This window comes from Pararhodospirillum oryzae (assembly GCF_007992075.1).
GTDB lineage: Bacteria > Pseudomonadota > Alphaproteobacteria > Rhodospirillales > Rhodospirillaceae > Pararhodospirillum > Pararhodospirillum oryzae.
In genome coordinates this window covers 1-12,203 of the sequence record NZ_BJZO01000024.1, presented here as the reverse complement: position 1 = coordinate 12,203, position 12,203 = coordinate 1, and the positions used below count along the sequence as shown (strand labels likewise).

The following is a 12,203-nucleotide window of genomic DNA, read 5'->3' as shown; positions in this document are numbered from 1 at the left end:
GCGCGCCCTCAGGCGCGAAAACGACAGGAAGGGCGTTGGGCGGGGCGTTCGGCCAGCAGGTGACGGTATTCACCAAAGCGAGTGAATTCACGCGGCAGGGCCCCGGCCCGGATCGCGGTGGCGAGGCCCTGCGGATCACGGATGATCAAGCTGCCCACGCCTTCGATGCCATAGGGATACAAGCGCGGCGTCAGGGGCGCGCCGGGGCCGATCAGGGCCACGCGCGAACCCCGCGCCAGACGCAAGATGCGCGGCAAGGTCCGGTTCAGCAAGGTGGACGACGCCACCACCGCCGCCGCGCATCCGGGCAGCAAGGTGTCCATCGCCGTGGTGGGATACTCGCCCGGCCTTGGGTTGGATTCAATCACCTGGGGATGGGCGACGGCATCGGCCAGACCGGGGAAGGCCCCCACCACCACGACCCGCCCCGCCTCATGACCAAAGGCCTCGGCCCCGTTGCCCATCAGGGCGTCCGAATCCGTGCGGTTGTAGTGGGCATTGATGGCGGCGACGGCCAGGGCCATTTCCAGCGGATCCCACGAGCGATGCAGCTCGGCCAGCTGGCGCAAGGAACGATGGCGCAAGCTGGGCAGGCGGGCAATCAGCTCCTTGCTCGATCCCGAAACGTGGGCCAGCCCCGTTCCGGCCGGGCCTTGCACCATGAGCCAGCGCGAGCCCACGACAATCTGGCGCACCTCGTCTTGCGCCACGCCCTGAGCGAGATCGGCGTACAGCCGCTCGGGCCCCCACCACTGCCACAACGCGCGCATGGTGGGGGTCAAGATGGCGCCCGGCTCGCGGGATTGATCCAGCCAGCGCGGCAGGTCGGCGGCGGGCAAGGCGGTGAGCAGGGGAAGCCCCTGGGCGCTGTTGCCTTCGATGGCGGCGTGCAAGGCCCGGGTCGCGGCGTCGAAGGCCCCGAACGGGCACAACAGCGCGAGGTCCACGTCATCGCGCATGGCGCCCCGCAGGGCCTGGCACGCCTGGGCCTCCACGCCCTCCCGGCTCACGTCCAGGCTTTCCCGGCCCGAGGCGAGGTCGCGGGTTTGAAACGTGTCGCCGTCAACCGACCGGGCCAGCAGGCCGGCCACGCGAAAGCCGCGCGTTCGCAGCTTGATCGAGAACAGGCCCAGCAGGTCCTCGACCGGCGCCCCGGGTTCGTGCAAGACCACGCCGGGGCGGATCCAAGGCGCCTTGGCCGGCTCAAACACGGGGGGCCTCGTCGGGAAGCACCCACACCGGGCGGCCCAACGCTCCCATCAGCCGGCGGCGCACGAAGCCCAGGGTGTGCCCGGCCTGGGCGCAGGCCACGCACGCCCCCGACAGGCGCACGTAAATCCGCTCGCCTTGCACACGCGTCAAGGTCAGGTCACCCCCATCTTGATGGAGAACCGGCCGGCATTCCTCCAGGCAGGCTTCGATCAGGGCGAGCGCCGCCGGGCTGTCCTCCAGGGCCTGGGAAAAGGCACGCGGGTTTTCCAAAAGGAGGGCGTCGGTTTCATCCGGGCTCATGGGGCATCCTCCAGGTCGTCCAGGCTTGCCATCAGGCGGTGGCTCGTGGTCGCGGGGGGCGGCAGCGGGGGCGCCGAGGCCATGACCCGGGCCCGGGCCTTGTCCACCCACGACAGGCCACCATACACCAGGGCCAGGCTCACCTCGTTCAACAGGTCGATGATCGCATGGCCGCTGTCGACGATGATCGGCTGGATTCCCGCCATCATCAGGCGCCGGATGGACGAGGTGCCGATGGAGGCCGCGTACACCGCGTGACAGCCTTCCAGGAAATCCAGCTTCACCAGCACCTTGTCGTGCTCGGTCCCCGTCAGGCCGACACGGGCGCTTTCGCCCAGCCATTCGGCCTTGATGAAGGTGCCCAGCCCCACCAGATCGGCCTGTCCCGGGGCCACGTCGTAGACGACCAACCCTTCCGAGCCGCCGAAATGCTGATCGACCGTGACCCGGTCACTGGACGCGAACGCCACTCTTAACATGCTCCGTTCCTCCGGGTTTCGTTCTCGCGCGCCGTTCCCGCCCAGAAGCGCGACCGGTAGGGGGGACGTTCGCGGTAATGGGCGTGAAGGAGATTGGCGATCTCGAACAGCACCCGGCGCGTGCCCGGGTAGCCGATCGAGGGCAGGCTGGCGGCGCCATACACGTCGTACAGGGGAAAGCCCGCGCGGAGCAGCGGGCAACCCAGACGTCTCGCGAGTTCGGCCCCGTGGGAGTTGGTCGCGATCAACTCGGCCCCATCCTCGCGCGCCAGTCGTTCCAGGTCCTCCAGATCGCCCACGACCACCCGCTCCAGGCGGGTCTCGGCCAGGGCGGGCCCCCGCGCCGAGGTCACGGCCACGCCCACGTCCACGCCAATCGAGTCCAGAAACGCGCTCAGGGCCACCAGAAGGTCGGGATCGGCGGCCACCGCCGCGCGCGCGCCGCCCACCTGGAACTGGCAATCGACCAGCGCATCGGCCAGTTGCGCCCGCTGGCGCGCGAGGCGGGCCGGCATCGGGCGCCCGGAAAGGTCGCACAGGGTTTGAGAGAAGGCGTCGCAGGCCTCCATCCCCACCAGACCCGGAAAGCGGAAATCGGGCACGCCGGTTCGCTCGCGCAGCCCGTCGGCCGCCTTGTACAAGGAGGGCCCGATCACCAGCGTGGCCATGGACTCGCCCAGCGCGGCCACGCTGGCCCGGGTCGTGCCGCCGTAGGTCAGCGGGGAATAGCCTTCCTCGATCAGATGGCCGTCCAGGGAGTCGGCGAGATCGGGCACGACCAGGGCGCTCAGGCCAAAGGCCTCGATCCATTCCTTGAGGATTTCCACGTCGCCCGGCGCCAGCATGGCGGATGCCAGCACCGTGACCTGGCGCGGACGACGCACGACCGACGGCTGTCGCGGCCCCAGCAGGGTCAGAAGGGAATCCACGGCCAGCGCATACCCGCTTTCCAGGCACCCCGAGGGATCGCTGGCCGAAACCGGGACCACGGCCATGGCGTCGAACTCGGGGTGCGTGCGGCGAAACAGGGCCAGGGTGCGCGGGATATCGGCGCCCTGGGTTTCCGACAGGCTGGTGGACACCAGCCCCACCACGTCGGGCGCGTGACGGCGGGCAATGGTGGCCAGGGCCTGCACCACCGCGTCGTCTGCCCCCATCACCGTGGAGAGCTGATCCATGGCCGTGGTCTGCATGGCGATGGGTTCGCGGAAGTGGCGCATGAAAAACAGCTTGTCGAACGAGGCACAGCCGCGCGCCCCGTGTTCCAGCGGCATGGTCCGGGCCAGCCCCAGCAAGGCAAGCACGGCGCCAATGGGCTGGCCCACCTTCAAGGGGCTGACGCTCAGCGGCTTGGTGCCCATCACGATTTCGGTCATTGCACGCCCTCCCCTTCCCGAGCCGGCCCGGCCCGACGCCCCGGGGCCGGAAGCGGCCGGCGCACCTGCGCCCAGATCGGCGAGGACACGGTGCGTTCAAGGGTGCGGGCGAGTTCGATCATGCCGTCGTAGCCGGCGTAGCCGATGCGCCGCACGTGATCGACATCCAGGAACGGCAGGCCCGACTTCAAGGTGGAATGAATGTAGCGGTCCCCCGCGATCATGATGTCCGCCTTCAGTTCGTGGTACGCGGCGATCAGGACCTGCTGGTCGTTGTTGTCGATCAGGCGGGCGCCGTCGCCAAGCAAGGTCCGGATCCGCTCCTTGTCGCCCTCGGTTGATTTTTCGGTGCCGGTCGCGACCACGATCATCCCCAGGTCCTGCATGGCCGAGACCAGGGACCAGGATTTATAGCCGCCGCTGAAAATCATCACCCGCCGCCCGGCCAGCCGGGCCCGCAGGGGCTCCAGCGTCCGGGCCACGCGGGCTTCCTCGCGCGCGATCAGGGCTTCGACGCGATCGGTCAGATCGGGGTCGTCCAGCAGGCGGGCGAAATCGCGCAAGGCCTGCGAGGTATCGCGCACGCCGTAGAAACTGCCCTCGAAGAACGGCACCCCCCACTCCTGGCGCAGGCGATCGGCCACCGGCAGCATGGCCTTGGAGCACACCACCATGGCGGCCCGGGCCCGGTGCAGGGTCTGCACCTCGCGAAAGCGCGCATCCCCCGAAAAGGTGCACAGCAAGCGCAGGCCCAGTTCGTCGAACAAAGGCGCCACCGCCCAGAACTCGCCCCCCACGTTCCATTCGCCGATCAGGGCCACGTCGTGCACCCGTTCGCCCGGGCGGCGCGCGGCCTCGGGCACCGGGTCGGGCTCGCGGGTGCCGATGACGGCGCGCGAGATCACCTCGCCCGCGATGCGGTTGCCCAGGTTCTTGTTGCCATAGAAACCGGCGCAATCGACCGGGATCACCGGCACCCCGAAGCGGGCGCTGGCCGCCTGGGCCACGGCCTCGATATCGTCGCCGGTCATGGCGGTGACGCAGGTGGCGTACACGAACACCGCCGGCGGCCGGTAGGTTTCCACCGCCTGGCGGATGGCCTGGAACAGGCGCTTTTCGCCCCGGCCCAGCACGATATCCATGTCGCTGAGGTCGGTGGTCATGCCCCGGCGGAACAGGTCGGCCCCGCTGGACCGCGAGCCGCGGTTGTCCCACGACGATCCGGTGCAGCCAATGCGGCCGTGCACGATGTGGGCGGCGTCGGCGATGGGCAGCAAGGCGTTGCGCGCGCCGTCGAAACTGCATCCGCCCTGGGTGGCGCCGGGCTGGGGCCGGGCGCAGCCGCTTTTGCTCTTGCCATTGTGGGGGCAAGCCGGCGCGTCACGCAGCGCGAGAATCTCGTCGGGTCTCATGCTCCTCCCTCCCTGATCCGCTTCTGCGCGGAAGAGAAGCAAAGAGCAGGCCAGAACACGCGTTGGGCCACAAAGGCCCCCTTTCCCCGGGACGCGGTGCCTTTTTTCGTACACGAAGGGCCGATCGCCCTCTCAATGGCACGATTTTGTACGGAAAGCGTTCCGGCCCGCCGAAGCCGGGGCGGTCAACCCTTCGCGTCAAAAAGCCGTCTTGTCAGCGGGGTCTTTCCTTCCTATCCTCCGCGCCGACGTGGTTGTCCCGCCCGACGGACCACGCCGGAGGTCGGCCTGAGCCGGTGTCTTGATCGATTCCCGGGGGAGAAACGCCCCCGAGCGATGGAGGCCCGAATGGCCCTTGCCCCGCGTTCCACGCCCCCCTGCCCGCCCGAGACCGGCGTCGCGCCGGTCCCTTCCGCCCGCTCCCTGGCTGTTGGCGGCTCCTCCCGCCTGGGCGGCGGCACCTTGATCGCCTGCGCCTTGCTGGCCCCTCCCGCGCTGGCCCAGTCCGACAGCGCCCCCGCCGCCGACGCCGTGCCCGAGGTGGTGGTGACCGCGCCCGCCGACACCACGCCGGCCCTCACCGGCCGCGCCGAGGATGGCTATCGCAAGGAGACCGCGACCGTGGGGCCCCTGGGCCCGCGCAAGCTCCTGGATCTGCCCTACAGCGTGAACAGTGTTTCCAGCGATCTGATCGAAAACACCCGCGCCCACACCCTGGCCGATGTCATCCGGCACTTTCCCTCGGCCCAGATCGAGGCGCGCGGCGGCGTGGACGTCGGACGACCCCAAACACGCGGGTTTCAGGCCGATATCGTGCAAAACACCCGCATGAACGGCATGAACGTTTTCGCCGTGACCCCTTATCCCATGGAACAGCTGGAAACGGTGGAAGTGCTGTACGGCCTTTCCGGCGCCCTGTACGGGCCGGCGGCCCCGGCGGGAACCTTCAACTACATTCTCAAGCGCCCGACCGAGGAGCGCTTGAACAAAGCCACCCTGGGCTATGATTCCAATGGCATTTTCACCAGCCATGCCGACGCGGGCGGCCAGGTGGCCGGGCTCGGCTACCGCCTGAACGGCCTGTGGGGATCGGGCGAGAGCTACACCGAGACCAGCCATCTCACCCGCTGGCTGGTCAGTGGCGCCTTCGACGTGCCGCTGGGCGACGATACGAAGCTGGAACTCAACGCCAGCCGATACCGCCATGATTCCAAGGGTTTTCCCGGCTCGTTCTCGTATAGCCAGACCACCGAGCTGCCCGATCCGGTCGACGCCACCAAGGTCGGCCTGGGCCAGGAGTTCGCGGGCCAGCAGACCCAGACCGATACCGCGAGCGGCACCCTCAAGCATCACTTCAGCGACGACTGGTCGGCCACCGTGGGCCTGTTGCGCCAGTCGGCCACGCGCAACCTCAAGGGACTGAGCAACGCCCTTCAGGCCGACGGCAACACCTACCGCTCGTCGGTTTCCACCAACATGACCGGGACCGTGCTGCTCTACAGCACCCAGGCGGCCTTGAACGGACGGGTTCATACCTGGGACGTGACCCATGACCTGATGGTGGGCACCAACGGTTACTGGCAACGCGGCTACAACCCCCTCAAAACCGGGTCGTGGACCTTGGGCACCGCCTCCTTGTCCTCGCCGCGCGAATTCAACGAACCCACCTGGATCGACCTGGGCCCCACCTATAAGTCGGGCGATAACCGGGTGCTGTCGGTCACGGTGGGCGATACCATCACCTTCAACAAATACTGGTCGCTGATGGGGGCCGTCTCCCACAGCTGGCTGGACGGCGAAAGCTACAATTCCAGCGGCGTGGAAACCTCAAGCTACGATGCCTCGGGCTTCAGCCCCACCGTCAGCCTGATGTTCAAGCCCGAATCCAACGCCACGATTTACTTCACCTACGCCGACAGCCTGCAAAAGGGGGATCAGGCGCCGACCTCGGGCGTCGCCAACGCGGGCGAGATCCTGTCGCCCTACCGCAGCCGCCAGGTCGAGGCCGGCTTGAAGATGACCGTGGGCGAGGTTGATCTGTCCACCGCCTTGTTTCGCATCGAACGCCCCTTTGCCTACACCGGCGCCGACAACGTGTTTCGTGAACAGGGCCAGCAGGTCAATTACGGCTGGGAACTGGGCGCGCGCGGCAAGGTGTGGGACGACCTGACCTTGATTGGTGGCCTGACCTTGCTTGATGCCAAGCTGACCGATACCGGCAAGGCCGCGACCGAGGACAAGCAGGTGGTGGGCGTGCCCACGGTCCAGGCCAACCTGTACGCCGAATACCAGGTGCCGCCGGTGCCGGGCCTCGCCCTTGACATGAACGTTCACTACACCGGCGAACGCGCCGCCAACGACACCAATTCCACCTGGGCCGCCGGCTACACCACCGTCGACCTGGGGGCGCGCTACAACAGCGACATCATGGGCAAGAACGTCACCTGGCGGGCGGGGGTCAACAACCTGTTCGACGAAGACTACTGGGTGTCGGTGTTCCCCAGCTCGATCAACGGCACCAACGCCGGCTCGCCCAGCGCCTTCCTGGGCACGCCGCGCACGTTCTGGGCCTCGATGTCCATCGCGTTCTGACATCCTTCCGGGGAGGCCATGGCGCCTCCCCGGCTTCGGGGAACGCCCTTCGTCCGAAAGGAATCCTGCCCATGAAACGCCTGCTGGCCGTGCTGGTCATGGGGGCCCTGCTGGCCCCACCGGCGTTCGCCCGCGAGCTGGTCGATCTGTCCGGCCGCCCGGTTCTGGTGCCCGACACCGTGCACAAGGTGTACGGCGCCTTTTCCTCGACCGTTGCCGCCCTGTCGGCCATCGCGCCCGATCGTCTGGCCGGGGTGTATTACACCCATACCCCGGTCCAGGACCGCTTCCTGCCGCCCGTGATGACGTCGCTTCCCCTGCTCACGGTCAGCGGTCCGCAAACCTGGGATCCGGAACGGGTCCTGGCGCTGGGCGTGGATCTGGCGGTGGTGATGACCGACACCGGCTTGTCGAACATGGTGCGCGACCGGCTGGCCAGCCTGGGCATTGCCGCCGTGGCGATCCGGGGCACCCGGGTGCGCGACTACCCCGAGAGCTTCCGCTTCCTGGGCCGCGTGTTCGGGCGCGAGGAGCGGGGCGAAACCCTGGCCCGGTTCATCGAGGACGGCCTGGAGCGCCTGGACAAAACCGTGGGCACCCTGCCCGAGGCCGAGCGGCGCCGGGTGTACTACACCGAATCCCCCGATGGCCTGCAAAGCCAGTGCGCCAACGCCGACCGGGCGGAAGTCCTGATCCTGGCGGGCGCGCGCAACGTGCTGGTGTGCGAAGGCGTGCAAACCATGGCCAGCCAGCCCCAGGTCACCCCGGAAACCCTGCTGGCCCTGGATCCCGACGTGATCGTGGCCCGCTTCCCCGAGGCGGCGCGGCGTTTTCGCACTGATCCCCGCTGGGCCGACCTGCGCGCCGTGCGCGACAACCAGGTTTTCGTGGCGCCGCAACTGCCCTTCAACTGGGTCGACCGCCCGCCCTCCTACATGCGCCTGATGGGAGCGTTCTGGCTGGCGCACACCTTGTATCCCGACCGTTTCCCCCTTGATCTGCCCGCCCACACCCGGCTTTTCCTGGAAACCTTCTTTCAGATCTCGCCTTCGGACGAGGCAATCGCGGCCCTTCTGGATCCCGAGGCCGCGCCATGATTCCCGCCGAGGACATGCACTTTTACGACGAGCCCGAGTTCCCCGAGGAGGAGGGCGCGCCCCCCCGACGCCTTGATTTCCTGGGCATCACCTTTCCCCCCATGCAGCGCGAAATGCGCCGGCGCCTGCACGCCCTTTATACCCGCGCCCGCGTCACCGGCGCCGACCAGGGCCAGGATATCGCCTGGTACGTGCCGCGCACGGTCCAGGACAGCTTCTATGCCTTCCTGCTGACCACGCCCGACCCGCTAGACTTGCCCGCGCTCGCCCTGGATGGGGGGCTGGGCCATTTCGCGCGCGCCGATTTCGTGCGCCGCTGGATCGATACCCCCGTGTTCGAGCGCAAGGCCCAAACCATTGCCCGGCCCTGCCTGCAAGGCGCGGGGCTGGAGGATCCGCACGGGCTGTTCGAGGTCACGGGGGCCGGATCGTGGGTCATCCTCGCCGACCTGCCCCGGCTGAACGGGCGCCCGGTGCCGCGCACCTGGGAAGACCTTCTGCATCCCCGCTACCAGCGCGACATCCTGGTCAACGGCACCCGGGGCATGATCTCGCCGGTGTTGATGTGGAACTTTTACCAGGACTTCGGCCTGGACGGACTGACCGCGCTGGGGCGCAACACCGCCGATATCCGGGGCGGCGCCCAGATGGCCCGCTACGCCGGGCGCCCCGGGCCCCTGGGCGCGGCGCTTTCCATCCTGCCCCGCTTCTGGGCCTTCACCGTCATTCACCCCGAAACCACCCGCGTGGTGTGGCCGGCCGAAGGGGCCTACGCCACCCCCCAGCTTGTGCTCCGTCAGCGCGAGACCACGCCGGGCGCCGCCTTGACCCACGCCTTCCTGACCGGTCCCGACTGGGCGCGCGGGCTGGACGCGCTGGGTTGCGCCAGCGTGCGCGACGACCTGGGCGTGCCCCCCCTGCCCGGGCGGGTGCGTTGGGTGGGCTGGGATCTGGTGCAAAGCGGGCGCATGGGGGGCGAGCGCGCCACCCTGGAAGCCGCCTTTCAACAAGGATTGAACGCATCATGAAGCTGATTACCGTGGCCGGCCCGCCGTCGTCGGGCAAAACCTCGTTGATCGTGCACGCCCTGCGCCCCTTGCGCGCCGCCGGGCTGAAGATGGGCGTGGTCAAGTTCGATTGCCTCGCCAGCGCCGACGCCGCCGTCTACGAAACCGAGGGCCTGCCCGTGCTCACGGGGTTGGCCGGGAACTACTGCCCCGACCACTTCTTCGTGACCAACATCGAGGAATGCGCCGCCTGGGGCGTTGCCCGGGGCCTGGACATTCTGATCAGCGAATCCGCCGGCCTGTGCAACCGCTGCGCCCCGCACCTTCGCGGCTTCCTGGCCGTGTGCGTGCTCGATACCCTGGCCGGGGTCGAGACGCCGCGCAAGATCGGGCCCATGCTGAAAACCGCCGACCTCGTGGTGATCACCAAAAGCGACATCGTGAGCCAAGCCGAGCGCGAGGTGTTTGCCTACCGGGTCCGGCAGGTCAACGCCGAGGCCGATATCCTGTTCGTGAACGGCATCACCGGCCAGGGCGCGGGAGAAATCGGCCAGATGTGGCAGGAAGCCCCCGAGGACGCGCCGCTAACCGGCGGCCGGCTGCGCTTTTCGGTGCCGTCGTCGGTGTGTTCGTACTGCTTTGGACAAACGCGCATCGGCAAGGAGTTCCAGCACGGCGTGGTGCGCAAGATGCCGATCGAGGAGGTTTCCCATGTCGGCTGACACCCTGCCCGCCAACGCCCCCTTTCCCGACATGGCCCTGGGCGAGCTCCCCGACGACGCATTCCTGCGCGCCAACGCCCTGCCCCCCCGGGGCGCGTCGCTGAGCCTGCGGGCTTACTGGGACGCCCTGCCCTGGGACATTCGCGAAGCCTGCGCCTGGACCCCCGACACCCTGGCGGCGGGCCTGCGCGCCTTTCGCGCCGCCCACCAGCGCCCGATCGAGGAAACGCGCCTGGAAAGCCTGGAGATCCAGGGCGGCCGCGACAAAACCGGCCAGCCGGAAACCCAATCCCTGGTGCTGCGCCCCGGCGACGTGGTCGCGGTGGTGGGCCCCACCGGATCGGGCAAAAGCCGCCTGCTGGCCGATATCGAATGCCTGGCCCAGGGGGATACGCCCTCGGGCCGGCGGATCCTGGTCAATGGCCAGGCCCCCGACCGGCGCATGCGCTTTACCGCCGAGGGACGGCTGGTGGCCCAGATCACCCAGAACATGAATTTCGTCATGGATCTGAAGGTGCTGGATTTCCTCAGCCTGCACGCCGAAAGCCGCCGCCTGCCCGACCCCGAGGCGGCCGCCACCCGGGTTCTGGACGCCGCCGTGGGCATGGCGGGCGAACCCTTCACCGGCGCCACCCCGCTGACCCAGCTCAGCGGCGGCCAGTCGCGCGCCCTGATGATCGCCGACGCGGCCCTGCTCAGCCCCAAGCCGGTGGTTCTGATCGACGAAATCGAAAACGCGGGCGTGGACCGGGCCCAGGCGCTGCGCCTGTTCATCGACAAGGGCAAGATCGTGCTGCTTTCCACCCACGACCCGCTCCTGGCGCTGTCGGGCGGGCGCCGGCTGGTCATCCGCCAGGGCGCCATCGCGGCGGTAGTGGAAACCACGCCCGAGGAACAAGACTGCGCCCGCTGGCTGGGCCTGTACGAAGGCCGCGTCAGCGCCCTGCGCGACGCCCTGCGCCAGGGCCGCCCCCTGGCCGGGGTGTGGCGGGATCTGGCGAAAGCGGAGGTTGCCTGAGAAGGGGGAAGAAAGGGAAGGCTGGGGAGGCGCGGCCTCCCCAGGCCCCTCGTTGCGGTTGAACGTCACCGTAAATGCGCTATCATTCAACCATAGAATCTTGTCATGTGGAGGGGCGTGAATGACGGGGGAACCGGATCAGCCACCAGAACCCGACGTTTCCATGCTGCGCGTCGTGGGGGAATGGGTCCTCGCCTGGCTGAAAAAGCCGGCCTTCTGGATCGTGGGCCTGTTGGGCGTCGGTGTCGGCAATGCCATTGTGGACCATATCACGGAGTACATCAAAGAAGATGTGTTCCCCAGTCTGGCGTGCGAGGTCCATGAACTCAGGCGCACCCCGGCCGATGGCAGCCGCTTCACGGTTCTGGTCAGCACCCTCGCGGGCGATACAGACGGCCGTCAAACAAAATTCATCACCCACGCCCTGGAAGGCGAAAAAGGGTTCGAGCGGGTGGCGACCTGCCGCAGCTTGGCGATCGATGACAACGAACTCCCTGGCAGCATGGCCACGGAAGAGGCGGAAAGGACCGGCCGCGCTTGGCTGGAACAGTTCCATGCCGATGTCCTGATCTGGGGCGCGGTGTCCGGTTCCGACAAAAGCCTGCGTTTATCTTTTCTCACCACGCAGGCGGGCGAAGCCGGCAGGGCCTATCCGTTGCATCCGCAAACCCTGGAGCTTCCTTCATCGTTCGACGAACAGATTGCCACCCAACTGGTGACCGTCGCCCTGGCCGCGATCACCCCGGCAACCGAGGAAACCGGCCGCTATCTGGTTGATCGGCTGCGCCCTCTCCAGCAAAAACTCGACCGGCTGCGCCAGCACCCTCCCCACGGCGCCACCCCACGGCAACAGGCCGACATCGCGGTTGCCGTGGGACTCGCAAACCAGGTCATCGGCGAACAGGCGGGCGACACCGTCGCGTTGACCAACGCCGTCGCCGCCTTTCGCGATGCCCTCACCAAATACACCCGCGCGGACGTCCCGCTT

At 68.2% G+C, this 12,203-nt stretch carries 11 protein-coding genes; 6 read left to right on the top strand and 5 right to left on the bottom strand.

Annotated features, from left to right (window positions below; genetic code table 11):
• Window positions 1-8: 8 nt before the first annotated feature.
• Genes ROR02_RS05830 through nifE form a run of 5 tightly spaced genes read right to left on the bottom strand, consistent with a single transcriptional unit; the run spans window position 9 to window position 4,779 of the window.
• Entirely contained in the window at window positions 9-1,211 is a 1,203-nt protein-coding gene (locus ROR02_RS05830) for a Rossmann-like domain-containing protein (RefSeq protein ID WP_147163075.1), read from the bottom strand.
• The gene (locus tag ROR02_RS05825) at window positions 1,204-1,512 is read right to left on the bottom strand and encodes a NifU family protein (RefSeq protein ID WP_147163074.1); all 309 of its coding nucleotides are present in this window, start codon (window positions 1,510-1,512) and stop codon (window positions 1,204-1,206) included. Before ROR02_RS05825 ends, ROR02_RS05830 begins: the two co-directional genes overlap by 8 nt.
• Window positions 1,509-1,991, bottom strand: a complete 483-nt coding sequence (locus tag ROR02_RS05820) for a NifB/NifX family molybdenum-iron cluster-binding protein (RefSeq protein WP_147163073.1) — start codon at window positions 1,989-1,991, stop codon at window positions 1,509-1,511. The genes ROR02_RS05825 and ROR02_RS05820 overlap by 4 nt, the downstream gene beginning before the upstream one ends.
• Window positions 1,985-3,367, bottom strand: a complete 1,383-nt coding sequence (nifN, locus tag ROR02_RS05815) for a nitrogenase iron-molybdenum cofactor biosynthesis protein NifN (RefSeq protein WP_147163072.1) — start codon at window positions 3,365-3,367, stop codon at window positions 1,985-1,987. The genes ROR02_RS05820 and nifN overlap by 7 nt, the downstream gene beginning before the upstream one ends.
• Window positions 3,364-4,779, bottom strand: coding sequence for a nitrogenase iron-molybdenum cofactor biosynthesis protein NifE (gene nifE, locus ROR02_RS05810; protein ID WP_147163071.1), 1,416 nt, complete (start codon window positions 4,777-4,779; stop codon window positions 3,364-3,366). Before nifE ends, nifN begins: the two co-directional genes overlap by 4 nt.
• A 348-nt stretch (window positions 4,780-5,127) precedes the next feature.
• Here nifE and ROR02_RS05805 point away from each other — a divergent pair, with 348 nt between their 5' ends.
• The 6 genes from ROR02_RS05805 to ROR02_RS05780 all read left to right on the top strand — a co-directional run.
• A complete protein-coding gene (locus tag ROR02_RS05805; protein WP_170244987.1) occupies window positions 5,128-7,371 on the top strand; it encodes a TonB-dependent receptor in 2,244 nt (747 codons plus the stop codon).
• 71 nt (window positions 7,372-7,442) lie between these two features.
• Window positions 7,443-8,468, top strand: a complete 1,026-nt coding sequence (locus ROR02_RS05800; protein ID WP_147163069.1) for an ABC transporter substrate-binding protein — start codon at window positions 7,443-7,445, stop codon at window positions 8,466-8,468.
• Window positions 8,465-9,496, top strand: coding sequence for an ABC transporter substrate-binding protein (locus ROR02_RS05795; protein WP_147163068.1), 1,032 nt, complete (start codon window positions 8,465-8,467; stop codon window positions 9,494-9,496). The genes ROR02_RS05800 and ROR02_RS05795 overlap by 4 nt, the downstream gene beginning before the upstream one ends.
• Window positions 9,493-10,197, top strand: a complete 705-nt coding sequence (locus tag ROR02_RS05790; RefSeq protein ID WP_147163067.1) for a GTP-binding protein — start codon at window positions 9,493-9,495, stop codon at window positions 10,195-10,197. The genes ROR02_RS05795 and ROR02_RS05790 overlap by 4 nt, the downstream gene beginning before the upstream one ends.
• Window positions 10,187-11,215: an ATP-binding cassette domain-containing protein gene (locus tag ROR02_RS05785; RefSeq protein ID WP_246135424.1), complete on the top strand. Its 1,029-nt coding sequence runs from the start codon at window positions 10,187-10,189 to the stop codon at window positions 11,213-11,215. Before ROR02_RS05790 ends, ROR02_RS05785 begins: the two co-directional genes overlap by 11 nt.
• A 163-nt stretch (window positions 11,216-11,378) precedes the next feature.
• The coding region (locus ROR02_RS05780) for a hypothetical protein (protein ID WP_147163066.1) at window positions 11,379-12,203 on the top strand (825 nt) is incomplete at its 3' end.

Excerpts from the sequence above, each read along its gene's own strand:
- ROR02_RS05825 (WP_147163074.1), bottom strand. The coding sequence starts at position 1,512 with ATGAGCCCGGATGAAACCGACGCCCTCCTTTTGGAAAACCCGCGTGCC.
- ROR02_RS05820 (WP_147163073.1), bottom strand. The coding sequence starts at position 1,991 with ATGTTAAGAGTGGCGTTCGCGTCCAGTGACCGGGTCACGGTCGATCAG.
- nifN (WP_147163072.1), bottom strand. The coding sequence starts at position 3,367 with ATGACCGAAATCGTGATGGGCACCAAGCCGCTGAGCGTCAGCCCCTTG.
- nifE (WP_147163071.1), bottom strand. The coding sequence starts at position 4,779 with ATGAGACCCGACGAGATTCTCGCGCTGCGTGACGCGCCGGCTTGCCCC.
- ROR02_RS05805 (WP_170244987.1), top strand. The coding sequence starts at position 5,128 with ATGGCCCTTGCCCCGCGTTCCACGCCCCCCTGCCCGCCCGAGACCGGC.
- ROR02_RS05800 (WP_147163069.1), top strand. The coding sequence starts at position 7,443 with ATGAAACGCCTGCTGGCCGTGCTGGTCATGGGGGCCCTGCTGGCCCCA.
- ROR02_RS05795 (WP_147163068.1), top strand. The coding sequence starts at position 8,465 with ATGATTCCCGCCGAGGACATGCACTTTTACGACGAGCCCGAGTTCCCC.
- ROR02_RS05790 (WP_147163067.1), top strand. The coding sequence starts at position 9,493 with ATGAAGCTGATTACCGTGGCCGGCCCGCCGTCGTCGGGCAAAACCTCG.
- ROR02_RS05785 (WP_246135424.1), top strand. The coding sequence starts at position 10,187 with ATGTCGGCTGACACCCTGCCCGCCAACGCCCCCTTTCCCGACATGGCC.